23 protein-coding genes and 3 pseudogenes are annotated in these 26836 nt (G+C 64.5%); 13 read left to right on the forward strand and 13 right to left on the reverse strand.

From position 1 onward, the window contains the following. Nucleotides 1–92: 92 nt before the first annotated feature. Complete coding sequence (locus tag AC1MFL_RS20130; RefSeq protein WP_479812350.1) at nucleotides 93–506, reverse strand: DUF7144 family membrane protein; 414 nt, start codon at nucleotides 504–506, stop codon at nucleotides 93–95. A gap of 568 nt (nucleotides 507–1074) precedes the next feature. Between AC1MFL_RS20130 and AC1MFL_RS20135 the strand changes: the two genes are divergently transcribed. Beyond that, on the forward strand, nucleotides 1075–1224 hold the full coding sequence (locus AC1MFL_RS20135) for a hypothetical protein (RefSeq protein ID WP_479812352.1): 150 nt from the start codon (nucleotides 1075–1077) through the stop codon (nucleotides 1222–1224). A 93-nt stretch (nucleotides 1225–1317) separates the two neighbouring features. On the opposite strand, the gene AC1MFL_RS20140 is transcribed toward AC1MFL_RS20135, so the two are convergent. The 5 genes from AC1MFL_RS20140 to AC1MFL_RS20160 form a co-directional block, all read right to left on the reverse strand. Continuing rightward, nucleotides 1318–2502 carry a cation:proton antiporter gene (locus tag AC1MFL_RS20140; protein WP_479812353.1) on the reverse strand — a complete coding sequence of 395 codons (1185 nt, stop codon included), beginning with the start codon at nucleotides 2500–2502 and terminating at the stop codon, nucleotides 1318–1320. A gap of 38 nt (nucleotides 2503–2540) precedes the next feature. Beyond that, nucleotides 2541–2936, reverse strand: a complete 396-nt coding sequence (locus AC1MFL_RS20145; protein WP_479812355.1) for a hypothetical protein — start codon at nucleotides 2934–2936, stop codon at nucleotides 2541–2543. An 864-nt stretch (nucleotides 2937–3800) separates the two neighbouring features. Further along, nucleotides 3801–5495: a monocarboxylate uptake permease MctP gene (gene mctP / locus AC1MFL_RS20150; RefSeq protein WP_479812357.1), complete on the reverse strand. Its 1695-nt coding sequence runs from the start codon at nucleotides 5493–5495 to the stop codon at nucleotides 3801–3803. Then, complete coding sequence (locus AC1MFL_RS20155; RefSeq protein ID WP_479812359.1) at nucleotides 5492–5704, reverse strand: DUF3311 domain-containing protein; 213 nt, start codon at nucleotides 5702–5704, stop codon at nucleotides 5492–5494. The genes mctP and AC1MFL_RS20155 overlap by 4 nt, the downstream gene beginning before the upstream one ends. 670 nt (nucleotides 5705–6374) lie before the next feature. After that, complete coding sequence (locus tag AC1MFL_RS20160) at nucleotides 6375–7133, reverse strand: SDR family NAD(P)-dependent oxidoreductase (RefSeq protein ID WP_479812361.1); 759 nt, start codon at nucleotides 7131–7133, stop codon at nucleotides 6375–6377. A 298-nt stretch (nucleotides 7134–7431) separates the two neighbouring features. On the opposite strand from AC1MFL_RS20160, the gene AC1MFL_RS20165 reads away from it, so the two are divergent. From AC1MFL_RS20165 to AC1MFL_RS20180, 4 genes are all read left to right on the forward strand, one after another. Beyond that, entirely contained in the window at nucleotides 7432–8934 is a 1503-nt protein-coding gene (locus AC1MFL_RS20165) for a phospholipase D family protein (RefSeq protein WP_479812363.1), read from the forward strand. Between the two features lie 234 nt (nucleotides 8935–9168). Next, nucleotides 9169–9360 (forward strand): hypothetical protein, encoded by a 192-nt coding sequence (locus AC1MFL_RS20170; RefSeq protein WP_479812365.1) that lies wholly within the window; start codon nucleotides 9169–9171, stop codon nucleotides 9358–9360. Then, the gene (locus tag AC1MFL_RS20175) at nucleotides 9361–10422 is read left to right on the forward strand and encodes a phophatidylserine decarboxylase associated domain-containing protein (protein ID WP_479812367.1); all 1062 of its coding nucleotides are present in this window, start codon (nucleotides 9361–9363) and stop codon (nucleotides 10420–10422) included. Between the two features lie 586 nt (nucleotides 10423–11008). Then, entirely contained in the window at nucleotides 11009–11920 is a 912-nt protein-coding gene (locus AC1MFL_RS20180; protein WP_479812369.1) for a YncE family protein, read from the forward strand. Between the two features lie 170 nt (nucleotides 11921–12090). Here AC1MFL_RS20180 and AC1MFL_RS20185 read toward each other — a convergent pair whose 3' ends face one another. The 4 genes from AC1MFL_RS20185 to AC1MFL_RS20200 all read right to left on the reverse strand — a co-directional run bounded on the left by AC1MFL_RS20185 (nucleotide 12091) and on the right by AC1MFL_RS20200 (nucleotide 15887). Next, a complete protein-coding gene (locus AC1MFL_RS20185) occupies nucleotides 12091–13122 on the reverse strand; it encodes an NADPH:quinone reductase (RefSeq protein WP_479812371.1) in 1032 nt (343 codons plus the stop codon). Between the two features lie 107 nt (nucleotides 13123–13229). Continuing rightward, on the reverse strand, nucleotides 13230–13892 hold the full coding sequence (locus tag AC1MFL_RS20190) for a hypothetical protein (protein ID WP_479812373.1): 663 nt from the start codon (nucleotides 13890–13892) through the stop codon (nucleotides 13230–13232). A gap of 529 nt (nucleotides 13893–14421) precedes the next feature. Next, nucleotides 14422–14832 carry a (R)-mandelonitrile lyase gene (locus AC1MFL_RS20195; RefSeq protein ID WP_479812375.1) on the reverse strand — a complete coding sequence of 137 codons (411 nt, stop codon included), beginning with the start codon at nucleotides 14830–14832 and terminating at the stop codon, nucleotides 14422–14424. A gap of 173 nt (nucleotides 14833–15005) precedes the next feature. Continuing rightward, nucleotides 15006–15887, reverse strand: a complete 882-nt coding sequence (locus tag AC1MFL_RS20200; protein WP_479815596.1) for an aldo/keto reductase — start codon at nucleotides 15885–15887, stop codon at nucleotides 15006–15008. A 208-nt stretch (nucleotides 15888–16095) separates the two neighbouring features. Here AC1MFL_RS20200 and AC1MFL_RS20205 point away from each other — a divergent pair, with 208 nt between their 5' ends. Further along, complete coding sequence (locus tag AC1MFL_RS20205) at nucleotides 16096–16218, forward strand: hypothetical protein (protein WP_479812377.1); 123 nt, start codon at nucleotides 16096–16098, stop codon at nucleotides 16216–16218. 25 nt (nucleotides 16219–16243) lie between these two features. On the opposite strand, the gene AC1MFL_RS20210 is transcribed toward AC1MFL_RS20205, so the two are convergent. Further along, entirely contained in the window at nucleotides 16244–19417 is a 3174-nt protein-coding gene (locus tag AC1MFL_RS20210; protein ID WP_479812379.1) for a bifunctional cytochrome P450/NADPH--P450 reductase, read from the reverse strand. A gap of 291 nt (nucleotides 19418–19708) precedes the next feature. Here AC1MFL_RS20210 and AC1MFL_RS20215 point away from each other — a divergent pair. From AC1MFL_RS20215 to AC1MFL_RS20225, 3 genes and pseudogenes are all read left to right on the forward strand, one after another. Beyond that, nucleotides 19709–20489, forward strand: a pseudogene (locus AC1MFL_RS20215) (NADP-dependent oxidoreductase); the annotation flags it as partial. Between the two features lie 349 nt (nucleotides 20490–20838). Continuing rightward, the gene (locus tag AC1MFL_RS20220; RefSeq protein ID WP_479812381.1) at nucleotides 20839–21888 is read left to right on the forward strand and encodes a glycerophosphodiester phosphodiesterase; all 1050 of its coding nucleotides are present in this window, start codon (nucleotides 20839–20841) and stop codon (nucleotides 21886–21888) included. 446 nt (nucleotides 21889–22334) lie between these two features. Beyond that, nucleotides 22335–22550 carry a hypothetical protein gene (locus AC1MFL_RS20225; protein ID WP_479812383.1) on the forward strand — a complete coding sequence of 72 codons (216 nt, stop codon included), beginning with the start codon at nucleotides 22335–22337 and terminating at the stop codon, nucleotides 22548–22550. Here the strand turns inward: AC1MFL_RS20225 and AC1MFL_RS20230 are convergent. Then, nucleotides 22547–23011: a VOC family protein gene (locus AC1MFL_RS20230; protein WP_479812385.1), complete on the reverse strand. Its 465-nt coding sequence runs from the start codon at nucleotides 23009–23011 to the stop codon at nucleotides 22547–22549. The genes AC1MFL_RS20225 and AC1MFL_RS20230 overlap by 4 nt on opposite strands. A 372-nt stretch (nucleotides 23012–23383) precedes the next feature. Continuing rightward, a complete protein-coding gene (locus tag AC1MFL_RS20235) occupies nucleotides 23384–24181 on the reverse strand; it encodes a dioxygenase family protein (RefSeq protein WP_479812387.1) in 798 nt (265 codons plus the stop codon). A 592-nt stretch (nucleotides 24182–24773) separates the two neighbouring features. Here AC1MFL_RS20235 and AC1MFL_RS20240 point away from each other — a divergent pair. From AC1MFL_RS20240 to AC1MFL_RS20255, 4 genes and pseudogenes are all read left to right on the forward strand, one after another. After that, a complete protein-coding gene (locus AC1MFL_RS20240; RefSeq protein WP_479815598.1) occupies nucleotides 24774–24926 on the forward strand; it encodes a hypothetical protein in 153 nt (50 codons plus the stop codon). 102 nt (nucleotides 24927–25028) lie between these two features. After that, nucleotides 25029–25103 (forward strand): annotated as a pseudogene (locus AC1MFL_RS20245) (hypothetical protein); the annotation flags it as partial. A gap of 102 nt (nucleotides 25104–25205) precedes the next feature. Further along, the gene (locus tag AC1MFL_RS20250; RefSeq protein WP_479815623.1) at nucleotides 25206–25613 is read left to right on the forward strand and encodes a hypothetical protein; all 408 of its coding nucleotides are present in this window, start codon (nucleotides 25206–25208) and stop codon (nucleotides 25611–25613) included. A gap of 429 nt (nucleotides 25614–26042) precedes the next feature. Then, nucleotides 26043–26496: pseudogene (locus AC1MFL_RS20255) on the forward strand (nucleoside deaminase). Nucleotides 26497–26836: the final 340 nt, after the last annotated feature.

The raw sequence follows: 26836 nt of genomic DNA on the forward strand, positions 1-26836 counted from the left end.
TGTTCCTGCGCCCCGCCGGTATCCGCGCGCCCGATCCGCTGGCCCGCGGTGAGCAGGCGCAGTTCGATGGTTTATGAGTTAACGTTCGGCGGCTATTCCCCGGTCCGTAGCTCGTCGCCGTGGGCGATGATCGCGTAGATGATCAGCACGTCGACGGCGATGACGACCAAGGACCACCATGGCTGCGCCGGGATGAGCATCAGTTGAACGACCGCGCTGATGCCCGCCACGACGACGGCAACGATTCGAGCCCACGTTGCCCCGGAGAAGAGCGCGACAGCGGTGAGGATCAAAAGCACCCCGAGAGCCAAATTCCACCATCCCCACCCTTTCGCGTCGAAGATGAAAAGCGCGCCCGGGGTCGACAAGTAGTAGGTATCGGGCCCGGTGAGCGCGACGAGGCCCTGAAGGCCGCTGAAAACGCCGTCGATGATCAGAATGACTCCGGCGAACCTGACCCAACCGGTCCAGCCAGTTGAAGCGACAGGATGATGGGCAGTACTCATTTTGTCGACCTCTTTCCCTTGAATGCTCTGCCGTCGGCCTCGTGGTCGGCGCAGTTGTGTCGTGAAGCTAGTTCCGATTCCGCTGTTGTTCCTCACATTCCGGGCCGGTCAATCGAGATCCGACGGACCGCCGCAGCTCCATCCTGCGCCCTCAGGGAAGTGCGGCACCTCATCCGCGCCGGGTGACCTCACGCACCCGGGCAGGGCTTGCGACCCTGTTCCGGCAGTTCGGCGGCGCCGGTGTGAAGGCGCCCGGAGCTCCAACTCTCTGCACAGCGATTCCACAGGCGGCGCCTATGGAGGACACAGTCGGCGAGCCCACCATAGTTGGAAGTGTTGCAACCGTGGACGCGACGCCAACCGCAAATTAAGGGACCGTCGGTGGCTCGCGGGCGAGGTCTTCCGCAGTGAGACGATCTGCACTACGCAAAGGACCTATTTGGTCAGAGCCTCGGAGACATGCCGCCGTTGACGCACGCCAGCACCCCCCCCAACCGGCGGCCGTCCGGCCCCGCGCCGTCACCAAAAAAGCCTTAGGCCCAAGCCCCCGAACAGTGAGGTGCCACCGATGTCACCAAGACGCGAACACCGCTTCTGGACCCGTGAAAACGCGCCCCTGATCATCCTTGGCATAGGCCTCATCCTGGCGCTCATCGCCGCCGGAATAGTCTTATGGATCATCAACGTTGCCCCGGTCATCTCCCGCGTAACAGGCTGAAGTGATCAGGACCAAGCCGGAATGCGCCAGGACGACATTTTCTCCGGCCGTAGCTCGTGGCATCAATAAATGCGCACGTGCAGCCTAATCGGACTACGTAGCCACGGTCGGGCCGCCCTCAGATGGTTTGCCCGCCGGCGCCGCGATGCCCCGCGAAAACGTGCGTGCCGCCCGCGAGCCTGCGATGGTGCTTGCCCCCGTGCTGATGAGCGCACCGAGGATAATGGCCGCGGGTTCTCCCGGTTCCAGCAAATGCAACTGGGAGCCGATAGTGGCGGCGGCAACCGGCACTCCCAATTGGGACGCTGTGAGCACCGCGAGCGGCAGAGGCTGGCCGAGGAGCCGAAGGCTTCCATGAACCAGCAGGGCTCCGAGGCCAAGGCAAATCCCGAGGAGAATCATTCTGGGGCTTCCCGCCAGGACGCGCAGATTGAGCGATGCCCCCAGCCAGACAAAGAAAACCGGTCCCAGAAATCCATCACTGACGGCGAAGAGTTGATGAGCCAGCCGCCGGGGTTCGCCCACCGCCGCGACCACCAGGCCGAAGGAGAACCCGGCCAGCATGATGGACACGTGGCCCGCGACGGCGAGCCCGGAGAGCGCGAAGAGCAGGGCAAGTTGGATTCTCAGCTCCAGGGCGAACTTCCGGCCCTCGGACACTTCGTGCACCCGTCCGCGCGTGCCGCTGCGTTCCAACCAGCGAAGCGCAAAGAACAAAACAGCAGCGCATACCGCGACGAGGGCGGCCCCGATGGCTGCCCTCGGCGCGTTGGATGGGTCAACAGCAAGCGGAAGCGCCACAACGCAAGCGATGTCCGCTACCGCAACCTGTGCCGTCGTCATCAGGACCTTTGGTCCCGTCAGCCGCAGCGAATCGACGATCGGCAGGACCAAAGCTGCCGAAGAGGAAGCGAGCAGAACGATGTAAAGGGGAGCATGCCCAGTGCCAAAGGCAAAGGCGATGGCGATTCCGACGGCGCCCGCGAGTACCGCGGCGATGCCGGCACGCAGGGCGCCACCACCCAGTGCGGGCCGGATGGCTGCGTCCCGCACGGGGACATGCGTCCCGGCGACGAACATGATGAGGGCGAATCCGACGTCGGCCACAAACGTGAACGTGGGGTCGGAGGAGTCCACCAGGTCCAGACCCGTGCGCCCGATCGCGATTCCAGCCAGCAACTCCCCCACCACCACGGGAAAATGCCATTTTTCGGGGAGCGCCAGCAGCGGCCCTAGGAGGGCGACAGCGGCGATCAGCGAAAGCTGAAAGAATGACACGTTCCTCCTTCTACCGGCATTGCGGTTGCCTGCGGAGGTTACCGGGGCGCGACAGCAAGTTTGAGTGGAATGTCAGTGTTTTCGTCCGTGTAATAGCTTGCGCAGACCCGGTGGTAGCCATCGGCCACATGCGCGGGAATGCCCCGGGCCAGGTCGCCCGTGACCACCAGGATGGGCGAGAGCTGCCTGCCTTCCTTGATCTTCTTCAGGTCCGAGGCCACATGGGCGTTGTCCTCGGGCAGCAGCGCCAGCCTCGCGGCCCGGAGAATGTCCTTCGCCTTACGATGCTGGATTGGGGCGACCATGAGGGAGGCGACAATGGAGGCAACGACTTCGTCCGCTTCAAGTGACGAAAGATAGGCCGCCGCGCCCGGATAATCTTGCTCCTCAGGCTGCGGCAACCACCTTACCTCGCCCTTGTTTTCGTCAGGCATGCTTTTTTACTCCTTGAGCAGCGGTAGCCGCCTGCAAATGTGGGCGGCGCCAGCCTGGTCGTCTTGCAGAAGTCCGTGCTGGTGGTGCCGGTCCTGTCCAGGCTGCCGTGCGCAGAGACTGCGAAGCGGAGTCCCTGGAACCTGCCGGACGGTCAGGAATCGGGAATCAGTGCCGCTCTTGGAATTGCAGCCCATTGCTCCTTCCCCGGCGCGGATGGATAGTGGACTCACAGTACTAACGCCGTTGTACGTGGTCAACGGCGACGCCTCGCGCGCGGTGCTGCGCGGCGCGCAGACGGCGTCCGGAACGTCAGCCCGAGGACAACAGGATACGGGCGTGGATAGCTCCAGTCACCGGTGCCTCCCCCTGTTTCCGGTAGACGTCGATGGGTCTGGCTCCCAGCTGCAGGTTGGGACTGCACATCCAAAGGATCGCCCGGGAAGGCGTGAAAGCCGCGTGAAGGTGACATACGAGGGCATCAAGGTCCGCGAGCTGAAGCCGGCCGTCGGAAATCCGGGGCCGCCTGACCCGACGCCCAGCGATTAGGGAGTTCCGAACTGACACCCAGCAGGGGCGCCGCAGCGTCGGCGCCAAGGGAGTTTACGAGCCGTTCAGCTATTGCCTTTGGACCGTAGCCAGGGGCGTGACGTAACTCCGCGAGGCTGGTGACGACCGCGGTAGCCGAAAAAACCGGTTCTTCAGCACCATGTCCTGTAGATGCTCCATGACGCAATGCTATGTAACGGCGCGGTTCTAAAGCAGTGCCACAGGACTTGGCTAGGTGGCACAGCACGCGCGCCACCGGCTCGGGGCACCACCTATTAGGCTGGCAGGATCCCTTATGGTCCCCAGTGACCAGAGAGTCAAAATGCCGGGGTTCCTGGCTCGTCGAGCGGGTATTCGCGCTGGATCTGGGCGACCTTCGGATCGTTTTCGTCGGCGCCGTAGTCCGAGCTCCGGGTGATGTCGTTCCCGTCCGGGAGCTTCATTGCATGAAAGAGCAGGGATAGCACGGCGGCAACGACGAGGTTTATCGCAAAAGCCACAACAGCGATGTAAACCTGGATGTCGGTGCCGGGGATCGCAGCGATGGAGCCGCCAAAGTTCGCTTTCGTAACGGGGTTGACGACGTTGTAGGCCGCGAAAGTACCATAGGCGATTCCCGCCGCCCAGCCGCCAAACAGCGCCCACCGGTGGAACCAGCGGGTGTATAGCCCTCCCACGATCGCCGGGAAGGTCTGCAGGATCCAGATGCCGCCGAGGAGCTGCATGTTGATCGCTGCCGATTGGTCCATGGCAATGACGAAAACCAGCGCGCCGAATTTCACGACAAGTGACGCGATCTTGGAGACCTTTGCTTCCTGGCGGGGTGTGGCGCCGGGTCTGATCAGATCGCGGTAGATGTTGCGCGTGAAGAGATTCGCCGCGGCTATTGACATGATCGCGGCCGGGACCAGGGCGCCGATGGCGATGGCGGCCAGGGCGATACCGGCAAACCAGGCCGGGAAGTGATCCAGGAACAGCTGAGGCACGACCAGCTGCGGGTTGACGGCACCGTTCAGGTCGACGGGCTTGGTACCGGCATATATAGCCGCGTAGCCCAGTAGCGCCAGGAACCCCAACAGCAACGAATACAACGGCAGGACCGCGGCGTTTTTACGGATTGTGTTCCGGCTCTTGGTCGCGAGGACCCCCGTGATGGAGTGCGGGTACATAAACAGCGCCAGGGCCGAGCCCAGGGCCAGCGTCCAGTAAGCGGAGTAACTGCCCGCGCCCGGGATGAAGATCCCGACGGGTTTTCCGGTGGCGGGGTTGACCGCACCCATTTTCGTCTCAGCGGCATCGAAGATGTTGCCCCATCCCCCGAACTTGATCGGCAGGTAAATCACCGCAACGATCACCGCCAGATAGATGAGCAGATCCTTGACAACCGCGATCAGGGCCGGAGCCCGCAGGCCCGATGTGTACGTATAGGCCGCCAGGACCACAAATGCGATGATCAGCGGCAAGTCGGTGAGCAGGACGTTCTCTGCACTTCCCAGGCCAAGCACCGTGAGCACAGCCTTGATGCCGACCAATTGCAGCGCAATATAAGGCATGGTCGCGACGATACCGGTGAGGGCGACGGCAACGGTCAGCGCCCGACTGCCGTAGCGGCCGCCTATGAAGTCCGCGGGCGTGACGAACCCGTGCCGGTGGGAGACGGACCAGAGCCTGCTCATCAGGAGGAACACGATCGGGTACAGCACGATCGTGTACGGCACCGCAAAGAAACCGCTCACCGCTCCTGTGGCCCACATTGCGGCCGGAACGGCCACAAAGGTGTAGGCCGTGTACAGGTCACCGCCCAGTAGGAACCAGGTCACCCAGGTCCCGAAACTGCGGCCGCCAAGTCCCCACTCGTCCAGGCTGTGCAGCCCTGTCTCCTCTCCCCGCCGCCACCGGGCAGCTACAAACCCAAGGGCCGCCACCAGAACGAAGAGAATGATCACAATGGTGAGTGCAACGACGTTAATGGGCCGGTCCGGAAGGGCAAACGGAACAATGCCCCCGCTCATCGCTCGTCCTCTGAGCTGGTTGTGCTCCGCACGGATGCGCGCCGGCGGCGGTCTTCTTTGCTGACCAGCCAGTAGGAGATTCCCACTAGGCTGGACGTGACCGGAATCCACGCCATCTGGTACCAGTAGAAGTACGGCATGCCGGCCAGACGCGGCTCTGCGAGGGAATACGCGGGCACGAACAATGGAATCACAATGGCGATGGTCAACAGGATTCCGGTGATGACATATGGACTGGGTCGGGCTGGTCCGCGTGTAGGCACGTCTGGGCTGGACATCGACGCCTCCTCATCGAGACGGCCCCGGAGCGGGAAGACTTCCCGGGAGATGCCGGCGGCCTGTGGACCGTGTGTCGCGGCGGTCTTTAAACACAGAGGATAGACACCAGATTCATTTTCCAACAGGGCATATGTACCCCCGCGGTACGCGGCGGTACCAGAGGGTTCTACGCCAGCTGCCGGGACACTCCCGGCGGTATGGACAATGGGTCTCAGACATACTTCATCGGATCGGGGCACCGAGTTTCTCACGCGCTGTGGCGCCCCGAGCCGAGCCGATTGGACCAGAAGCCGCCGGAGGATTCGGTCTTCCGGCGTCTGGTTCCCGCCCCTTCCCGGTGACCCGCAATAGGGTGCGAGAGCGGCGCAGTCAGGGTTTTCTTACCCCACCGATACCGATGGCGTCGGACTCAGGAACAGAGCCATGCAGAGCCGGACTCTTAGGCCGGCCCTGCATGGCTGTGACAAGGGATCCAGTTCCACACGGCGGCACCCAGATAGGCAATGTCGCTTTGTTCACCTGGAGGTAAGTGCCAGACGGCATGAGGTGCTCTTTCCTGGCTGATACCGGCCGCGTTCCTGAGGAGGCCAGCCCGTGCCGTCAGACCGCCGTGTAGCCGCCGTCGATCAGGTAGTAGGCACCAGTTACGAACGAGGCCTCGTCAGAGAGGAGGAAGCAGACCACGTGGGACACTTCCTCGGACGTGCCAAGCCGACCGAGGGGGTGCTTGTCTGCGAGAGCACCCATAACGTCAGGGCTTAGGTTGTTTTCCAAGAGCGGTGTCCGGATGTATCCAGGGCCAACGGAATTGATCCGCAGGCCCTGGGGACCGTACTCAGCAGCGGCATTTTTGGTGATGCCGACTACGCCATGTTTGGCGGCGGTGTACGCTCCGTTGCCTGGGGCAGCTACAGTGCCGTGGATGGAGGCCATGTTCACAATCGCGCAGTTCCGGGCACCGGCTTGGAGCATCTGCGGGATCTGGTAGCGCATTCCGTAGAGCACGCCGTTGAGGTTAATTCCGATGACCTTGTCCCACTCGTCCAAGTCTGTTTCGCCAGCCGGGGCAGCTTTGCCCCCCACACCGGCATTGTTGACCGCCAGGTGCAAGCCGCCATAGGTATCAACGGCGTGCTTGACCACCATCTCGGAATCCTCCTTCTTGGCGGTATCCTGCCGGACCGCTGAAGCAGTCCCGCCGGCGCCGACGATTTCTTTAACGACGCGCTGTGCAGCGTCGAAATTGATATCCGTGACGACCACGCTCGCTCCTTTGGCGGCGAGCTCCTTGCTGATTGCTTCGCCAAGGCCGGAGCCTCCTCCAGTAATGAGCGCCACTTTGTCCGTAAACTGAGCCATGTTGTTCCCTCTCCGGGCCACACCGCAGTGAGTCCGCGGTGACCACGGTTCACGCTACCGTTCCGCCCATGCCGGGGGAAGATTAGGCCGGGAGCCGTCAGGAAGTGAGGCGCAGTCAGCACAGTCGTAGGCTATTTTGGAGACCGGATATTAGCGGCTTGGCCTCGGGCACCGAAAGTAGGATTGAGTGGACAGTGATGCTGGTACGTGGTTCCTGAATCGGTCTGAGCGGGGGAACCTGGCCACTGACGTGCATGCGGGCGCTGCCGGATCGCAGTCCTGGTCGGAGGGTAACCTCGTGCGGCCGCTGATCCATGGCGCAACCTACTTCGCCCGACTGCATGAGGAGCTGACATGCCTGCAGGCGGGAGACCGGGTGTGGTTCACCGACTGGCGCGGCGACGCCGACGAGCGGCTGCTGGCGGACGGACCGTCGATCGGCGATCTGCTCGCGGGATTGGCCCGCGCGGGAGTGGAGGTGCGGGGCCTTGTCTGGAGATCCCACGGAGAGCGCGTTTCGGCCCCGATCAGCGGCCGATCCAACGAGCTGTTGAGTCGTCAGATCAACGACGCCGGCGGAGAGGTGCTGCTGGATCAGCGTGTACGCCTGTTCGGCTCCCATCACCAAAAACTCTTCGTCATCCGCCATGGTGACGATCCGTCGCGGGACGTCGCGTTCGTTGGCGGGCTCGACCTTTCCCACAGCCGCCGAGACGATGCCGACCACGCGGGAGATCCGCAAGCGGTGACCATGGATTCCCGGTACGGGAAACGACCTCCGTGGCACGATGCAACCCTCGAACTGCGTGGCCCAGTGGTGGCAGATGTGCTGGCCGTGTTCGCTGAACGGTGGAACGACCCGCATCCCCTGGACCGACGCACCCCCTACCGGATGCTGCTGCAACGTCTGGCCCGAATGCCCCGGCACCCGGAACCGCTCCCGGCCACTGCACCGCCGCCACCACCGGCGGGCCCTCACGCGGTGCAGCTGCTGCGCACCTATGGGGTGAAACGTCCCCCATTCCCGTTCGCCCCCGAAGGGGAACGCAGCATTGCCCGTGGCTACGCGAAAGCCTTCGCCCGCGCCCGCTCGCTGATCTACATCGAGGACCAGTACCTGTGGTCAACAGAGGTCGCAGCCGGAATCGCGGAGGCCCTCGACCGGAACCCCGACTTGAACGTGATCGCCGTGGTGCCCCGCTACCCAGACTCCGACGGTCCTCTCGCAGGCCCGGCAATAAGGATCGGGCAACTGCGTGCCCTCAAAATGCTGCGCCGGGCCGCGCCGGACAGGGTAGGCGTCTTCGACCTGGAGAACAGCACCGGAACTCCGATCTACGTCCACGCCAAGATCTGCATCATCGATGACACCTGGATGACCTGCGGCTCGGACAACTTTAACCGCCGATCCTGGACCACCGACAGCGAGCTCACCTGCGCCGTGCTCGACACCACTTCCGACAACGGGGATCCGCCCGGGACAAACGCCGGCCACGACACGACCCGGCCGTTGGCCCACGCGCTCCGCCTCCAACTCTGGGCCGAACACCTGGGCCTGAACCAGGACGATACCCAACTCCGCGACCCGGCGGTTGGGCTCAAGCTGTGGAACACCACCGCAGACGCTCTCGACCAATGGCATGAAACCGGGCACCGCTCCCCCCGCCCCACCGGGCACGTGCGCCACCACAATCCGGAGCCGGTGTCGCCGCGCCAACGTCTCTGGGCGGTTCCGATGAGCCGCCTCGTCGTGGACCCGGATGGCCGCCCCCGCCGGCTGCGCGGCACTGCCCAGTTCTAGGCAAGCGAGTCTGGTGCAAAGGGGACACCCTTTCCCGCTCTGACGCGTGCCACACGCGTCCTTGGTATGCGTAGTACCCGTCGAATTTCTCCGTAGGGCCCGGGGCAACCCCGCCAATCTGCAGCTCTCTCAACTCAAGCCGACAGCGTCGGGGCTCCCTCGCCGGCGGACGCCTTAGCTGGTGGCAGAGCAATTGCCGCCGGTGCCGCTCGGGTGACGGGTAGGCTCGGCATTATGACCATTGACGCTTCACCTGACCGTGTCCGACGACCAGGTGGCTGGCTGCCCGAGCAACAGGACGACCTCGAGGATTGGATCGCCGGACACACGGAACGGGTGGAGGCGCGGGGTGAAGATGTTCCCCTGCATCCCGTCATTGTGGAGTTCCAGGAACTGATTGCCAGCGATCCGGTCGTCCGTCTCTAAATGACGGAGATGATCGAGCAGGTTCCGAAGTCGAAGCCCTACCGCAAACGGCATCTCACGAGCGTTGACCAGATGCTCCGGCTGATCAACGAGGTCCTCACGATGGCCCCGGAGTTCAGCGAAGGCGGCATGGTCACCACACCGTTGACGGCGATCCTCGATTGGACCATGGGTACCGAGGCCGGGTTCGCTGCCCACCGCGATCCGCGGATCGTCGCCATGTTCCGCAAGATTCTGGACGCCTGGTGCGTGTTCCTGACCAGAGAGGAGTCGCTGTACGTCTTAAACGACTCGCCGTCCGGGTGGATGTCGGAGACAGCGCGGCAGGTCGTCGGGATGGACGACTACCAACACGACGCCCTCGCCGAACACTGGGGCTTTACATCGTGGAACGATTTCTTCGCCCGCCGGCTCACCTCGACCTCCAGACCCGTCGCTGCACCCGGCGACGACAAAGTCATTGTCAGCGCCTGCGAGTCGACCCCCTACAAGATCAGCTCCGACGTCCAACGCCAGAGCCGGTTCTGGGTCAAGAACCAGCCCTACTCACTCGAGGACCTGCTGGCCCGGGACGAGTCAGTGGATCACTTTGTCGGCGGAACGGTATACCAGGCGTTCCTGAGCGCATTGAACTATCACCGCTGGCACGCGCCCGTCGCCGGCACGATCGTGCAGGCCTACCTCAAGGACGGCACGTACTTCTCCGAGGCGGAGTCCGAGGGGGCCGACGCCGTCGAGCCGACCCTCTCGCAATCATATTTGGCCCACGTCGCGGCCCGGGCCATCATCCTGATCCAGGCCGACGACCCCGTGATCGGCCTCATGGCAGTGATCCCCGTGGGCATGATCGAGGTCTCCTCCTGCGTCATCAATCCGGAGATCGTCCCTGGCCGCCACGTGAAGAAGGGCGATGAGCTGGGGTACTTCCAGTTCGGTGGCTCAACAGAATGCCTCGTCTTCCAGCCCGGTGTCATCGACCAATTCGCCCTGACCGCTATCCCCCACCGCAGGACCCGAAACCTCGTGCGGGTTCGGTCCAAGCTTGCAACCGCCAGGTCCTGAGGTGTGTGGAAGCACCGCGGCGCGGTCCTGCAGGGCGGAGCGGCCGGCAAGCTCGGGCGGCGTGGCCTTGACTACCTGCTTGTACTGCAGGTGTTGCCGCCACTGTTCGCACCGGTGGTGGACGTCTTCGCCATCTACGGCCTGATCTTCCTGGACCCGGTCCGGATCGGGATGCTCTGGCTCGTCTTCCTTGTCGTTCAGTTCGTCATGGCCGCCTACGCGTTCCGTCTCGATGGCAGCTCATGTATCTGGTCGTCATCCAGTCGGTGGTCACTGCCTTGGCCGGTGTGCACCTGCGGTGGCACCGAATGGAGACGTATCGAAGTCTGCGCGTCCCGCCCGCACAGGTCCGGGCGTAAATCCCCAGAAACCGACACCTGTCGCGCCGTACCTTCCCGGCGCGGCAGGTGTCTGGTCGCCTGTTATCGCCAACGTCAGCATCCTCCAACTGGAACGGAGACAGCCATGGGACCGGCACCACCGCGTAAGGCCAGCGAAGACTGCGTACATCGCCGCAGGGCTGCTGGCGCTCCTGCCGGCGTACCTAATTGCCTGCTCGGGGCCGCCCCCGGCGTCGTTGCTGCCGTTGACCCAGGTCCAGGACATCGTCCTGCCCGGCGCAGCGAGCAGGCTGGACTACCAGGCCCTCGACGCGGATGCGAAGAGGCTCTACATCGCGCACCTCGGCGACGGCACAGTTCACTCGGTCGACCTGACCAATGGCATGGTTGCGGGAACCGTGCCGGGAACACCCTCGGTTCACGGTGTCACCCTCGCACCCGACAGGCACCTTCTCTTGGCCGCCGTTTCGGGAACGAACGAGGTCGCGATCATCGACACCAATACCCTCAAGGTGACCGCGCGGGTCCCGGCCGGGAACACCCCCGACGGAATCGCCTACGACCCGGTCCACGGCAAGGCCTACATCTCCAATGAACACGACCACGCCGAAACGGTGATCGACCTCGCCACGAACACGGCCAAGTCCCCGGTGGAGATCGGCGGGGAGGCCGGAAACAGCGTTTACGACCCCACCAGCGAAACTGTCCTGGTCAATGTCCAGAACCGCAACGAGCTCGTCACCATCGACGCGGCTACCGACACGGTCACCGTCAGGACCCCGGTCCCGGACTGCGCCGGCAACCACGGCCTCTATGTCGACGGGACAAAGAAGCTTGCTTTCATCGCCTGCGAGGGCAGCGCGAAGCTCCTGGTCCTGGATCTGGACACCAAGCAGGTCACCGCACGCTTCGACACCGGCGCGGGCCCGGACGTGTTGGCCTTCGATCAGGGACTGCGGCGCCTCTACGTCGCCTCGGAGTCCGGCGTCGTCAGCGTCTTCGACGAAAAGGACCGAACCCTGACGCTCAGGGCGTCCGGCGAACTTGCCGACAAAGCCCACACGGTCGCCGTGGACCAAGCCACCCACCGCGTCTACTTCCCTTTGGAAAATATCGACGGCCACCCGGTGCTACGCGTCATGGACGCCACGCAATGATCTCCGGCGGCGGACCGACCCCCATCACGCCGTGTTCCTTGATGCTGGCAATGAAATCGGGTGGGCTTCCGGTGGATAGGCGGCTCAGGTGACCGGCCAGTTTCCCTTCTCCCCTCGTTATTTTTGGCTGCACGGTGGGATGCCCCCGCGAGGCTCCAATGCGTTATCGACTAGCCCGCCGAGACATCGATCAGCACCTTACCGACGACGCTCTCTTCCACCGCTGCGTGGGCCGCAGCCGTGTCAGCCAGGCCAAAGCGATGCAGCGGCAGGCCTGCGCCCTCTCCCACCGGAAGGGCGCCGTCGGCGATGGCCGCATTGATGTCCTCGGCGGCGGCGTGCACCGCCGCCATGCCAACGGTGTAGAGCAGCACGAACTGGTAGCGGACGTTGAGGCTGAAATGCCGGCGCACGTCCAGGCTCATCTGATCGCCGCCGTTGTTGGCGTAGACCGCGACGGAACCGCGGTTGCGGATCACAGCCAGGTCGAGTTCCGCGTTCTGCGCGGGTGCCACCTCCACGATCTGGTCGACGCCCTCGGGAGCGATCCGGCGGATCGCCGCGGCCGCGGGGGTTTCCCGGTAATTGATAACGTGGTCGGCGCCGGCGGCCGTGACCAGTGCAGCCTTCGCCGGTCCGCTCACGGTCGTGATCACAACGGCGCCGGCCCACTTGGCGAGCTGGATCGCCGCGTGGCCCACTGCGCCGGCCCCTCCAGCTACGAGGACCACCTTGCCGTCCAAGGCTCCCGGGTGCAGCCGCCGCGGGCCGTCCTCGGCGATGGTCAGGGCCCGGTGGGCGGTGATCGCGGGAACGCCCAGGCTTGCGCCGAGGTCGAACCCGGCGTTCTCCGGCAGCGGAAAGATCCGCTCGGCCGGCAGGACTGCGAACTCCTGGGCAGTCCCGCCGTCGGCGCGCTGGTATGCGGCCAAGGCCAGCCAGACCCTGTCACCGACGCGGAGGTGCTCGACGCCAGGTCCGACGGCGTCCACCACTCCGGCGCCGTCTTGGTTCGGCACAACCTCCGCGAAGGGCAAGGGCTCCCCCGGCTTGGCGCCGCGGCGCGACTTCCAGTCGGTGGGGTTCACCCCGGAGACCCTGATCCGCACGCGGGCCTCCCCGTGCCCCGGGTCGTGGATTTCGCGGTCGACGAGCTCGAGAACAGACGGATCGCCGGTGGCACGGTACACAATTGCTTTCATACTCTCTCCTAACGCCCGCCTGGACCGAAAATTCCCCCGGGCGCCGGACCGATGTCGAACTGGCTCGGCGCCACCGCAGTCGTCACCGGCCTGCCCCCCGGACCCTGTCAGTCGTGGTCAGCGGGTTCTGGCGATCGGTTGAGACGCAGCAAATGCCATTGCCACGCGTCAAGTCCGACGAACAGTCCGTCGACGAGATCGTCACCGGCGCGGTCGAAACTCATGTTCCGGGTCGGGTCGGTCAGTTGCCACCGGTGACCACGCAGATCCGGCCACGGAGCGCTCACATGGCCTGTTGCGGGCGCATCGCTCAGATTCACCACGGTCAGCCACCGGGTAGGGCCGTCCCAGCTCCAGGCGACGAGGTTCTCGAAGCTGTTGTCCCCCGGCCACCCCGACCGTTCACACAATTGCCAGTGCCCGCCCCGAAAGGTCGGGTCGGCGACAGCCCCCAAGAGCCGGCGGTAAAATTCCGCGAGCTGATCATCGACCGGCTCGGCGGGGAAACGACCAAGGAACACCGGAAGGCGTACCCGCCACCCTTCCAGCTGGCCCTGGTGAATGAGCCGTGCCCCTGTCTGGGTCAGTGCCGCCACCGCCGCCGCCTGTGTACGGCTGACTCCGAACGCCGACACGGCCCGTGGCTCGTCGTGATTCTCCACGAACCGAACAAGGGAGTTCTGATAGGTGCGCTCTGCCAGCAGCATTTGCGCCTCATCCTCCGCTACACGTTCCTCGAAGCTCGGGTGCTTGACTTTGATCTCGACCATGATCGGCGATCTCCCTCTGACACCTGGAACGGGAACTTGCATCAGGTGCGGCGTCTTTACCTGCTGCGATTGTGGCCCCTGGCGTGGCCAATCGTCAACGCACTGCTGAAGGCCCTGGAGCGGGCACCACGTGCTGCCTGGGCGTGCGCTGGAGCTGGCACCAAGAAAAGCGATGTGTACTACCCGGCCGCTCTAAACGGCCGTCTCCGGGGCAGCACTACCGGCACCATCTGGCACCCCATGGCCGAAGAATACCGGCTCCCCGGGTAGCACCGGGCTGGCCGCCATAATGGTCCGGCCTCGCGCCCCGGCCGCCCACAACGGGTGCAGCAGCACGGGGTTCGGCGATGGGCCATCAGGGCTTGTAGGACTGCGGGCCGGCCCGGCATCCTCTTGGCTAGCGGCCGACGGTGATGCCGCCGGCGCCGGCAGATTACGAGCGGCAGACGAGTGTGCTGCCAGACAGGAACGGCGAGGACGAGCCCGGAACATGCAGGTTCCGGACTCGTCGTCGAGACGAAGGGAGGGGCTACGCCTCGGCGGCGCCGTTGTATTCTTCGTCGGTGATGTGCTCGCCCCAGATGGTGGTCTGGGCGGGGTCCTCGCCGTTCTGGAGCATGGCGACATGTTCCATAAAGCAGCCGGGGGCGGCAGCGTGCCAGTGTTCCTCGCCGGGAGGGGTGTACAGCGTCTGGCCAGGGTGAACGTCGATGATCTTGCCGTCGCGGCCGCCGAAGCGGCCGACGCCCTGGGTGATCCGAAGGTATTGTCCGTGCTCGTGGGAGTGCCAGGCGGTGCGCGCTCCGGGAGCGAACCGGACTGTCGCGACGACCATCGTCTGGTCGGACTCGTGGGGCAGGGCGATCGGGTCCAGCCACACGTCGCCAGTGAATTGGGCTGGCGGGTTTTTGGTAGTCGGCACATTGGGTTCGATGTTCATGATTTTCCTTGCCTGTTGTCTGTGAAAAGTTGCTTGGCGGCGCCCGTGGCAGACATGCCCCTTGGCGAGCCAGCGTAGAACCCGCAATGGGTGATGGCTTAGATGAGCTCATCCTGGGGTCACGCTGGGGTCACGCCGTTTTCGAGGGCGCGGCCGGGCCGGGAACCTCTGCCTCAGGATTCCGGGATGACCATGGCGAAGCGCTCCTCGCGGGCCTCGTCCGGGTCCGGACCGTTCCGGTTGCCGGTGTCGAGCGAGTCGATCGCGGTGAGTTCCTCGGCACTGAGTTCGAAATCGAAGACGTCGAAGTTTTCAGCGATCCGTGCCGGGTTCGTGGATTTCGGGATGGCGGAGCGGCCGTGCTGCAGGTGCCACCGGATCATGACCTGCGCCGGGGTCTTGCTGTGCGCCTGCCCGATCACGGCAAGCGTCGGGTCTTCCATCACGTTCCTGCTGTCCTCGCCCCACCCTGGGTAGAAGGTGATCCCGCCAATCGGTGACCAGGCCTGGGTGAGGATCCCGTGCTGGGCATCAGCTGCCTGGACGTCCGGCTGGGTGAAGTAGGGGTGCAGCTCGATTTGGTTCACGGCCGGGACGACGTCGGTCGAGTCCAGCAGTGGCTTCAGGTGGTGCGGCATGAAGTTGCTGACGCCGATCGCCCGCACGCGCCCGTCAGCAAGCAGGGTCTCCAGCGCCTTGTAAGCGGCGATGGTTTTTTCGAACCGGTCGGGGGCGGGCTGGTGCAGGATGAGCAGGTCCAGGTAGTCGACGCCGAGCTTGCCCGTCGCTTTGTCCCAGGCATGCAGGGTCTGGTCATAGCCGTAGTCACTGACCCAGGCCTTGGTTTCAATGAACACCTCCGAACGATCCAGGCCAGAGTTGAGGATGCCCTGACCGACCTCCGGCTCGTTGCCGTAGGCGGCGGCCGTGTCGAGGTGCCGGTAGCCCGTTGCCAGCGCGGCCTCGACGGCTGCAGTGGTCTGCTCCGGGGCGCTTTGGAAGACACCCAGGCCCAGGGCTGGCATCGTGACGTTGTTATTGAGAGTAAGTTCCATGTTCATGCCATTCACGGTATTCAGATGTGGGGCGTTGTGGGAGTGCACGTCAGTACCCCTTTGAAGTGGATGGCATCGCTGGTTCATCGTTCCTCTTGGAGTTCCGGCGCAGGGCAGCCAACTGCTGGCTCGGCGGGCGGCCAGGATTCCGGGCGGGATAAGGGCCGCGGCGGCGGCAAGGGCAAGGAGGCGAAGGACGCTGCCCGTGGTGAGTGAGACGCTGACGAATTTCAGCGGCCTGGTCCTTGCGGTCGTGATGATCGTCGCCGGCCTGGCGGCTCTCGTGCTAACCATCTATGGACGCCGCACCGCTTTCCCCACCCGCCTCTAGCAGCTGCGCGAAGGTCCAATCCCCCTCATGTGAAGATGTCCGCCACGTACCTGCCGTGGGTGCGTTCCACCTCATCCATCCACGCCCCGGCGTCCACCGCCGAGGCGCCGGTCGCCTCCCGGTAGATCTGTACGCACGTGTTGCGGACCTGCGGCGCCATGTACTCGCCGTCACCGCAGACGTAGACCGTGGCGCCCTGTTTGACGAGTTCCACGACGTCGCTGCGGTCCGACCACAGCCTGTCCTGGACGTGCTTCGGGCCATCCCCGGGCACGGTGGAAAAGACCGGCCGGAGGTCGAGGTTGGCGTCCTCTGCCCAGGAAGCAAGCTCGGCATGGTAAAGGAAATCGGTGTCCGGGGCACGGCAGCCGAAGAACAGCAGGGACCGTGCCGGCGTCACGCCCTCGGCCTGCGCCCGCAGGGCGCGGTCCTGGACGAATCCGCGGAAGGGCGCCAGCCCGGTCCCGGCACAGACCATGATGAGTGGAACCGCCAAAGAGGCTGGCGGGTGGAAAGCGGCATTCGAAGGACGAACCGTCACGGCGATCCTTGACCCGGGCCTGGCCTGGGCCAGATAGGTGGAGGAAGCCCCTTCGAAGGTGCCGCGGCCGGACCACGCCGGCGCCTGGATGACGGCGAAGGTCAAAGTGGCATGGTCTGGGCTCCAGAGCGGGGATGAGGAAATGGAGTACCGGCGGGGCGTCAGTTGGGTCAGCAGTTGCAGGAACGAGGTGAAGGACAGCTGGCATGACGGGTACGTTTCCAGCAGATCCAGGAGGGAGACGCGCTGGTCCAGGATCTCGGCCACGTACCGCCCGGGATCCTGCGCCAAGGCCTCGAGCCCCCTCCGCTGTTCAGCATCCGCGGCGACATCGGCCAGGTCTTCGAGCTGGGCACGCGTCGCGGGGACCGCAAGCTCGACGTAGCTGCTCAGCAGCTCGCCCACGGCTACGGGCGAGCCGGTGGGCAGGAAAGTGTCTCCCCGCTCCATGCTCAGCAGGACGTTCGCGTCGTAGTCGAGGTTGAAGCGCGCCAGCGCCCGCTCTACAAGTCCGCTGGGATTTAGCGGCAGCACCGCCAGGTAGTCGCCGGTCCGGTAGCTCATCCCTTCGGGGAGGGCTATCTCGACATGCCGTTTGGACCGGGCGCCGGGTTTGGCGAGGTCCACCAGTTCCCGGTTGGCGACGACGGTACCCAGTGCCAGACCGTTCTGCCGCAACAGCGGGTCCCGGACATTCCCAACGAACTGCAGTTCAAGCTGGGGCTGCGCGGCCGGTGAACTGGTCCGCTGCCCGAGGGCGGCGTCCGCTGCGGGCCAGAATCCCTCGTACCATTCATCGAAATCGCCGAAGAAATCGCCGCGGGCGTTGGCCTCACCCCGGGCATAGATCCGCACGGCGCCGGCGGCCTCGAGCCGGGCGTCGACGGCTTTAGGCACCTCCTGATACGTTCGCGCCCAGTCCTTGTTGCCGTTGCCGAAGACCGCGTACCGCACTCCGGCAAGGCTGCCAGGCCGCAGGCCCTGGGTCCAGGTGAGAAATTTCCGGGCATTATCCGGTGGCTGCCCCTCATAGGAGGAGGTTACGACCATGACGAGACCTTCCGTCGGCAGTCCGCCGGCGGCCTCGTCGAGCGGACCGATCGTCGGGCTGTAGCCGCGCCGTCCGGCGTCGTTGGCAATGCGCTGGGCGAAATCCTTGGACGTGCCTGCATTGGAACCGTAGAGCACCCGGATCGGGACACCGTTGGGGGCCGCGGCGGGCACGTCCGCCTGCCGGGCATGCTCGACGGCGGCATGGTTCGGCGCTGCGATCTTGACGTCCCGCCGGCGCACGTGGATGTACAGCCCTTCCGGCTTCATCGTCAGGGTGTGCTTGATCTGGAGTTCGTAGCCGGGGTCCGCCAACGTCACCTCAAAGCGCTGCAGCAGCTTGGCCAGGAAGAGCATGGCCTCCTGCAGGGCAAAGCCCCGGCCGATGCAGGAGCGCTGGCCGTTCCCGAAGGGCTTCCAGGCATTGGCCGGGATGGTTGCGGCCCGCTCCGGGCTGAACCGGTCCGGGTCGAACACGCCGGCGTCCTCTCCCCACGCCGCCTTGTCCCGATGCAGTTGCGGGAGCAGGACCAGGATGGGCTGTCCCGCGTTGACTTCGTAGCGTCCGCCGAGCGTCGTGTCCTCGTACGGGGCTACGTTGAACCCCGGGGCGGTGGGCCAAAGCCGCAGCGTTTCCTTGAGGATCTGATCCAGGTACCCCAGCCGGGGCAGGTGCTCGAACGTGGCGCTGTCCGAGGCAAGGACCTCGTCCACCACGGCTTGCGCTTTGGCCAGCACGCCCGGGTGGCGCAGCAGCTCGTAGAGCGTAAAGGAGAGCAGGCCGCTGGTGGTCTCGTGTCCGGCGATCAGGAAAGTGACCATCTGGTAGCGGATGTTCTCATCAGAGAGCCGCTCGCCGGTCATTGGATCCGCAGCGCTGAGCATGGTGTCGAGGATGTCCTCCCGCCCCGCGGGGCTGGGATTGCGCCGCCGGTCGCTGATAATCTGCTCGGCGACCTCAAACATCAGGGCGTTGTCGTCCTCGAGTTGGTGGCGTCGGCGCAGCATGATCTTGTTCTGCACGGGCAGCCTGCGAGCCCGGTCCCTGGATTCAACCAGGGCGCGGACCATCGCCCCAACGAACGGATGCATCTCCTCCCGATAAAGACTGTTGAACCGGTAGTTGAACGAGCACAGGGCGATCGTATCCAGCGTCAGGCGGGTGGTGTTGTCCGGCACATCGATCCGGGCCGCGGGCCCGAGCCGCTCCCATTTGAGCAGCAGCTGCTCGACGATGTCGTCCATGCCGGTGAACATCCGGCGCAGCGCTGCGGGTCCGAACGCCGGCATCAGGATCCGGTGCGCCTTTTGCCAGTTGGGTTCCTGCGTCTCCGCGGTGAACAGGCCGTCGCCGGCGAACTGCCGAACCTGCCGAAGGGCAATGCCGAGCACCTTGCCAAAGCGCGATTCATCGCAGACCTCGTTGACCAGTTCCTGGGAGGAGAGGACGACGACACTGCGGTTGAAGAACTGGATGCGGACGATGGGGCCGTACTGCTCGGCCACCTCGGCTAGCCCCAGGACTCCCTTGCTGGAGTCGATATCGGGCAGATTGCCGACGACCGGCCGTGGCGGAGGCTGGGGTATCGGAACGCTGGACGACGGCACGGGCCCTCCTAAGCGGTTCGTGAGCTCTCACGGGTGGCCGGGCAGGACGGGACCGCCCTCCCGACTCCACGATAGTCTCTACCGATTCCGGGGGAATAGGTCGAGTGGCCCGTCCGTGCCGGTGCCCGACCCGATCCGAAGCCCAAGACGGCCGCGGGCCGGGACATCCGGGGCGATCCGCTCTCGGGCAGGCGGAAGCTGCAGCATGCGTCCTGCATCCTTGCCGCCCGTTCCTGTCGTGGGCATCATGATAAAAGCACTTATGCCGCGAACTGACACAGGGAGAATGCCAAGAAAGCCGTTCAGTTTGCCGGGTATGGCGGCCCGGACGTCCTCAAAGTCGTCGACGTCGAAGAGCCCCACGCCCGCGCCGGCCAGATCCGCATCACCGTTCGTGCGGCAGGCGTAAATGCCATCGACTGGAAGATTCGCAGCGGGGCGCTGGCCGCCGTCATGCCGGTCGGTCTTCCCGCCGGGGTGGGGATGGACGCCTCGGGAGTCGTGGACGAGGTCGGCGATGGTGTGGAGGGCGTCACCGTCGGTGACGAGGTCTTCGGCACCGCCACCACGGGTGCCGCGGCCCAGTACGCGGTGCTGGCCGAGTGGGCGAAAAAGCCGGAGAGACTTTCCTTCGAAGAGGCTGCCGGGTACCCGATGTCGACCGAAACGGCGCGCCGAGCGTTGAGTCTGCTGCCGTTGGAGCCCGGCCAGACTCTCCTTGTCAACGGGGCCGCAGGCGGCGTCGGACTGGCCGCCGTCCAGTTTGCCCTCGCTGACGGAGCCACCGTGATCGGCACGGCCAGCGAAGGGAATCACGACTATCTACGCTCCCTGGGTGCCATCCCGACGACTTACGGCCCCGGTCTGGTCGGCCGAGTACGGCGTGCGGTTCACCGGCGGCCGGGGGCCGGGCCACGCGCCGGAAGCACGAGCCGAAGCGGCAGCATTGTTCGAGCAAGGAAAGTTTCGGCTGCCGGTCGCGGAAACTTTCTCGTTGGAGAATATCGGGGCCGCGCAAGCAAAAAGCGAACAGGGCCACGTGCTCGGCAAATTCATCGTGACCGTCAGCTGACAGGGAACCCGGTGGAAATCGCCACGCCGGACCTTGGGTAACCACAAGGACGTTCGGACACGCTCTTGACTCTGTGCTGTCCGGGGTGGCCCGCCCATGAGCGGGGCGCCTCGTAAAGGACAGCTTCTCGTCATTCGGGCTTTTCCCGCACACACGACGCGAGCACCGCTCCACGCCGCGAATGCCCGGCACCGCAGCGATGCGGGGCAGCTGCGGCGTTCCAGGGTTAGGGCCGCGGGGAGTTCACTTGCCGTTGGCTTGAGCGTCAGCCGGAGATGATCGGCTGTTGAGGCTACGGGGACACTGTGGCACGTGCCCCTGCACACCACCCGAGCGGAGAACACACCCCATGCTCAACCCGACAAAGCTAGGCGCTGCCGCACTTAGCGCAGCCCTGCTGCTCGCCCTCCCGTCCCCGGCCATGGCTGCCGACACCAACCCGAACGGCGGGGACAATCACTTCGATCTCCAGGCACACCGCGGAGGCATTGGGCTCACTGTCGAGTCAACGCTGGCGTCTTTCGCCAAGGGCATCGACACGGGAGTGTCAACCCTCGAGCTCGACCTCCAGATCACCAAAGACGGCCGTGAGGTCATCACCCATGACCGAAAGATCAATGGGAAGAAGTGCCTCGACACAGCACCGGTAACACAGGGAGACCCCCTTTACCCGTATGTGGGCAAGTACATCAAGGACCTGACATTCGCCCAGGTCCGCAGCCTGGACTGCGGTTCGCTCACCCTGCCGGAGTTCCCCGGCCAGGAGGCCTCTCCCGGGGCGAAGATGCCGACACTGGCCGAGGTCTTCGCCCTGGCGGACGCCCGCCACGCGAGCCAGGTGAAGTTCAACATCGAAACCAAGGTCGAAGCCGGGGCACCCGAGGAAACGGCCCCGCGCGAGCAGTTCGTCGAGGTGGCCCTGCGCGAAATCAACAAGGCCAACATGCAGCACCGGGTGTCCATCGAAAGCTTTGACTGGGGCTCCTTGCGGCTGGTACAGCAGCGGGCGCCACAGATTCCCACCGTGGCTCTGACCAACAAGGACTTCCTGCAGGCCGGCCAGCCGGGGAAATCCCCCTGGCTTGGCGGCATTGACGCGGACGACTTCGGCGGCGACATCGTCGCCTCGGCCGCCTCCCTCGGCTTTGACGCCATCTCCCCCGTGCACGGCACGCCGCAAAACGGCAGCGTCGACGACGCGGACTACGTCCCGTACGTCACGAAAGACATGGTCGACCGTGCACACGCCGCAGGCATGAAGGTCATTCCCTGGACAGCGGACGACAAGCCGACCATGCGCGCCCTGATCGCGGACGGCGTAGACGGAATAATCACCGACTACCCAAACTGGCTCCGGGACGTCATGACCGAAACCGGCTTGAAGCTGCCGCGCAGCTAACCTGCCAGCGACTGCCCGGCGGAGACCCCGGCAGCAGAAGTGGCCGATGCCAACTACGCGTATCGGCCACCTCGGCAGTTAAGGGGCCTGGCCCCGTATCGTGCTGTAGTCCGGGAGACCCCGGCCAGACTTCGCTGCGCTGGTAACCGCCGGCGGGACTATCACCTCGGAGGTCGTGGTCTCCGTCTGGCGCAAATGGTTCGGCGAGACAACGGGAGAGCCCGAGCCGCCGACCACCGGAATGGTGGCCCTGGCGGCTGACCTGAAGGCCATCCAGAGCGGCTTCGTACAGTACTGGCCAGCGCCTTCCCACCTCATATGTGCGACTGACCGAGGATCCGTAAGAACCCCAGCTGCCCCGGCCGTTCAGGCGGCGGTCATGTCCGCCGCGTAGGGTGGCCGGACCGCAGCCACCAACGTGAGGACGCACAGTGCATACCAATGAAATGTCCGGAACGACCGCCAGCCGAAGCTCACTTCTGCCGGGCCAAGTGGTCCATGTCCAGCTGGGCCCCGCCGATCTCGGCGCGGGAACCGTTGAGGAGAGGACGATAGACGGCAGCATTATCTGGATCCGCTTTGGCGGGGTGACTCCGCGCCGGATGTTCCTGGACGAAGACCCGGCGGTATTCACCGTCCTGCCGCCGGCATCTGTCCGCTAAGGCGCCCCTGACCTCCCAGCGGTTCTGTCCACGACGTACACGTGGCCTTCAGGCGCTGTCTTGTGCAATTCCGTGGTGTAGAACCGGATCTCATGTCCGTCCGGGTCAGCGAGCCCTGGCAGAATCCACCCCAAGGAGGCAACCTGGACCCCGTGGTGGGAGTCCCCCAGAAGTGATAGCCGGTTAGAGAGTGCATCGAGGGCAGCCTTGGTTGGGACGCCAATGGAAAAGAAATCGAATCCTGCCGAAGCCGATGCTTTGGCCGGATCCAGCCGCAAGGCCAGCCTCGGCCCGCCTTGCGGGTGATTCAGGGCGACACCCATTACCTTCCCGTCCTCCCGGAACTCCATTGCCACAAAATATCCGAGTCGGCTCTGGAACCACTCGCTGCTGACGTTCAGGTCCCGTACCGGGAGCTTGAGATGATGCACGCCATCGAAGAGGGGAACTTGGCTGTTCACGGCGGAGTCCTTTGCTCGACGGAGTGGTGGTCCAACGATAGGTCCGGACGGCCCGGTGGGGACAGGTCTCGAGACCACCTGGCGTAAGCGTTTCCTGTCCGGCGTTCCGTCATCCCTTGGGCCGGCCGAGGGTGCGGTATCGGGTGAACCGCGGTGCCACGATCCGCCCCTCGGTCCGGACGCGGGGTCCAGCCCTCCTCGATGAGCAGACGGGCGGGTTCCTCTCGCCTTGGGTATGAGGTCGGGATTGGCCTGGGCAACGTAGGACAGAGGCCCCCTGACGCCGGGATGAGTGTGGTATCCCAAATCGATGCCGGAGGACCTCGCCCTCTACATCACGCCCCGCTGTTCACAACATAGGTGGGAATACCCCTAGGTCAGCGTCCACGAGCGTTTTGACAGGCCGAACCAAAACCCGTCGATCGCGGTTTTGGCGTGCAGGTCGCCGGAGCCGTACGCTGCCCCGAGCGCGACATACAACGGGGCCCAATGTTCGCTTCGGGGGTGTGCCTCGCGGGCTGCCGGGGCCTTGTGCAGGAAGTCCAGGATGGAGTCGACGTCGCCGCGCGCCATGGCTTCGTCCGCCCAGTGATCGAACTCACGGGAGACCGAGGGCGGGGCGCTGTCGGGGCCGCCGGAGGGGTTGAACCAGCGCAGATTGTGCGTAGTGAACCCCGAACCGACGATCAGCGTGCCGCGGTCGCGCAACGGCGCCAGCGACTTGCCCAGATCGAACAGGCCCTGCGGATCAAGAGTCGGCATGGACATTTGCACGACCGGTACATCCGCGTCCGGGAACATCTCCTTGAGCGGCACGTAGGCGCCGTGGTCCAAGCCGCGGCTCTCGTCGCGCTCGACATGGTGGCCATGACCTGCCACGAGCTTCTCCACCTCGGTGGCCAGACCGGGAGCCTGCGGGGCGTCGTATGTTACGTCATAGTACTTCCGGGGGAACCCGCCGAAATCATAGACCAGGCCCGGGTTGCACCCGGTGGCGCTGAGTGTGACCGGGGCGTTTTCCCAGTGCGCGGACACCATAAGGATGTCCTTGGGCTTATCGAAGGTGCCGGACCATTCGTTGAGTTCGCGGGTCCAAGTGGCGTCGTCAGCCAACGGCGGAGCACCATGGCTGAGGAAGAGAACCGGAGGGCGGTCGAGCGTCGATGTCATGAAAATCAGCCTAGCCGTTTTTGCTTGAAGCTTCAAGTGTAACTTTACGTTTAATCCCCCTTGGCCGACGGCTATTCTTTGGTCTCACCCACCGACGAGGCCGCCGCCGTGAAGCACTGCCGCCTCCAGGGGCAGGTTCGCCGCAAGGCGCCGCACTGCGCTGGTGTCGAGTGGACTGTCCAGGGGCTTGGGCCCTGACTTCTTCCCGCCAGCGGCACATCGCCATCGAGTCGGCTGGACCCAAGCAGGGGGTGATGGTCCTCCATTTGGTGCTCATCTGCACTGTTTTCGTCTTCTTCGTTCAGATCTGGGCGGTCAGGCGAACCCCAGCATCACGGGTCAGGCCTCACACTCGGCATAGAACCGTTCTGGGCAGCCGTCATGGGAATTGCCATCGCGCACGACAGCATTGGGACGGCGGCTGGGGCTGCGCGTCGCGCTCCACATGCCCTTGCCAGCCCGTCCTGCAGCCGGCGCCTCCCGTCCGGGAGTTGACGGGTGCGATGGTGGGCCATCTCCCACTCGAGCGGACAGCCCTAACGCCTTCCACCGGCGGGGGTGAGGGCGATGTGTGCACGACCTGCCGGAGTCTGTGAGTTTCGTCCTCGACAGCGTTGAATACTTAATCAATCTCGAGGATGCCCGCGCAGAGGAACTCCGTAAATCATTCAGCCGGTATACCAAGGTCGCTTGTAAGATTGCGGGACAAGTTCGGACTGTTCGGCCCAGCGCCTACGACGCCTGAGAAGTTGGGCAGGCCGCCCCGTACCAGGGCATGCAGGTCAGGCCGAATCCAGGCCGGCATCGTGGAGAAGTACAACGCCGCTCACCGATAAGAGGAGCAAGAATGGCTACGTGCCCTAATTGTCAACGCGACCTGCCGGAGGATAGAGAGTCCGGTCGTTGTCCCCATTGCGGTCACGCATGGATCAGGTCGAACTTCACTGGGGCTGGCACTCTGGAAGTTACGAGGGTTGAGATCGGTTACGGAGCTCAAAAATCATGGCTTGAACAATGGGGCCAGGTGGAGAGGTCCTACGAGAAAATCCAGGACCTCTACCAAGCCGCCGCGATCGATAATCAGGAAGCGCAGACGGTGCTGGGTGATTTCTTCCTGCACGGTTCGCATCTTGGCGAATGGCTCGCAAAAGACCCGGATACCAGTGTTCAGGAGCCGGACATCAAGGCCTTGCTGGATAGCGAACCCGACATGAAGATATGCAATGCCATGGCATACACCGCCAAAAACTACAGCCGCAGCCCCGATGCGATAAGCGCTCGTGTTAGCTCACTGGTTACAAAGCCCCACGGCAAGGCAACCATCGAGATCTCCACTAACGGCGGCAAGGAAGAGCGTGACGCCCTGGAAATCGCCACGAGTTGCATGGCCATCTGGCAGAAGTTCCTTAAATCTCATGGCCTAAAAACGTAGGCCGCCAACAACCAGGAAAATGGCGCACAGTCTGACTGGTGCCGGATGTTTTCCACAGTAAGTCTGTGGATTGCTCGGGGCCACAATAAGGAATCAGGGTCAGGGGCCCTCCAACCGGCCGCGGCCACTCCGTGGGCCACGAGGGCGGGGCCCTGGCGGGTCCGCCGTAGCTGTCGAACCAGCGCAGATTGTGCGTGGTGAACCCGGTACCGACGACCAGCGTGCCGCGGTCGCGCAACGGCGCCACCGACTTGCCCAGATCGAGCAGGCCCTTCGGACCAAGAGTCGGCATGGACATCTGCATGGCCGCAGCATCCGCGTCGCTTTGCCCGCCTCTGCGTCCTAAATGACGTCCAGTTACAGGAGGTCTCGTGTCCCTTGAGCACCCTATTTTGAGGTTCTTCGGCGCCCGCAATTTAGACTGCATCCATGTCCGAAACTGAACGAACGATCACAGCCCCGGCCTTCGAAGCTGCCTACGAGGCCGCACAAAAGAGCCTCCGAGAGGGCGGCATCCCCGTCGGTGCCGCCTTGGCCCGCGGCGGGGAAGTGATTGCCAGCGGGCACAACGAGCGTGTCCAGCATGGCGATCCAATCGCCCACGGCGAAATGTCTGCGCTGCGGGCGGCCGGACGCCAGAAGAGCTACCGGGACGCAACCCTCTACACCACCCTGGCGCCGTGTGCGATGTGTACCGGGACTACCATCCAATTCAAGATTCCGCGTGGTGGTGGGCGAGGCAGAGACGTTCCCCGGCGAATTCGAACTTCTCCGCTCACGCGGCGTCGAAGTTATGGTGTTGAATGACGCCCGATGCGTCGAGATGATGCGCAGCTTCCAGAACGAACACCCTGAACTATGGGCGGAGGACATCGCCGAGTAGTCCACACACAAAAGGAACACGGTGAAACAGGTCGGACCTGGCCAAGATACAGTGCCGCTAAATCATTCGCCTATGGCCTGGCGGTCCTGTACCGCAGGTACCGCAGGCGTCCTTCCCCTTTGGCCATCTGCCGCTGGCGAAAGCCCTGACCCCGGCCTTGACTGTGACGGTGTCACTCAGAGCTACCACTACGGTCGCTGCGGCAGGACAACGGCTCGAGCCGATGAGGGCCGTTAGGACAGCCGCCTTGCTGGTTCCCAGGGCCCGCTCCGGGGGCCTCGGATCTCGCATCGTCAAGGCCGCCGGCTTTCCCAGCGAACGTCAAGGTCCACCAAGTAGT

The sequence above is a fragment of the Arthrobacter sp. BG3 genome, assembly GCF_056680185.1.

What these genes read in the sequence shown, in the direction of transcription:
- mctP (WP_479812357.1), bottom strand. Translation starts at nt 5,495, where the DNA reads ATGAGCGGGGGCATTGTTCCGTTTGCCCTTCCGGACCGGCCCATTAAC.
- AC1MFL_RS20190 (WP_479812373.1), bottom strand. Translation starts at nt 13,892, where the DNA reads ATGGTCGAGATCAAAGTCAAGCACCCGAGCTTCGAGGAACGTGTAGCG.
- AC1MFL_RS20135 (WP_479812352.1), top strand. Translation starts at nt 1,075, where the DNA reads ATGTCACCAAGACGCGAACACCGCTTCTGGACCCGTGAAAACGCGCCC.
- AC1MFL_RS20200 (WP_479815596.1), bottom strand. Translation starts at nt 15,887, where the DNA reads ATGGAACTTACTCTCAATAACAACGTCACGATGCCAGCCCTGGGCCTG.
- AC1MFL_RS20175 (WP_479812367.1), top strand. Translation starts at nt 9,361, where the DNA reads ATGACGGAGATGATCGAGCAGGTTCCGAAGTCGAAGCCCTACCGCAAA.
- AC1MFL_RS20170 (WP_479812365.1), top strand. Translation starts at nt 9,169, where the DNA reads ATGACCATTGACGCTTCACCTGACCGTGTCCGACGACCAGGTGGCTGG.
- AC1MFL_RS20225 (WP_479812383.1), top strand. Translation starts at nt 22,335, where the DNA reads ATGTCCGGAACGACCGCCAGCCGAAGCTCACTTCTGCCGGGCCAAGTG.
- AC1MFL_RS20235 (WP_479812387.1), bottom strand. Translation starts at nt 24,181, where the DNA reads ATGACATCGACGCTCGACCGCCCTCCGGTTCTCTTCCTCAGCCATGGT.
- AC1MFL_RS20220 (WP_479812381.1), top strand. Translation starts at nt 20,839, where the DNA reads ATGCTCAACCCGACAAAGCTAGGCGCTGCCGCACTTAGCGCAGCCCTG.
- AC1MFL_RS20160 (WP_479812361.1), bottom strand. Translation starts at nt 7,133, where the DNA reads ATGGCTCAGTTTACGGACAAAGTGGCGCTCATTACTGGAGGAGGCTCC.
- AC1MFL_RS20130 (WP_479812350.1), bottom strand. Translation starts at nt 506, where the DNA reads ATGAGTACTGCCCATCATCCTGTCGCTTCAACTGGCTGGACCGGTTGG.
- AC1MFL_RS20145 (WP_479812355.1), bottom strand. Translation starts at nt 2,936, where the DNA reads ATGCCTGACGAAAACAAGGGCGAGGTAAGGTGGTTGCCGCAGCCTGAG.
- AC1MFL_RS20195 (WP_479812375.1), bottom strand. Translation starts at nt 14,832, where the DNA reads ATGAACATCGAACCCAATGTGCCGACTACCAAAAACCCGCCAGCCCAA.
- AC1MFL_RS20185 (WP_479812371.1), bottom strand. Translation starts at nt 13,122, where the DNA reads ATGAAAGCAATTGTGTACCGTGCCACCGGCGATCCGTCTGTTCTCGAG.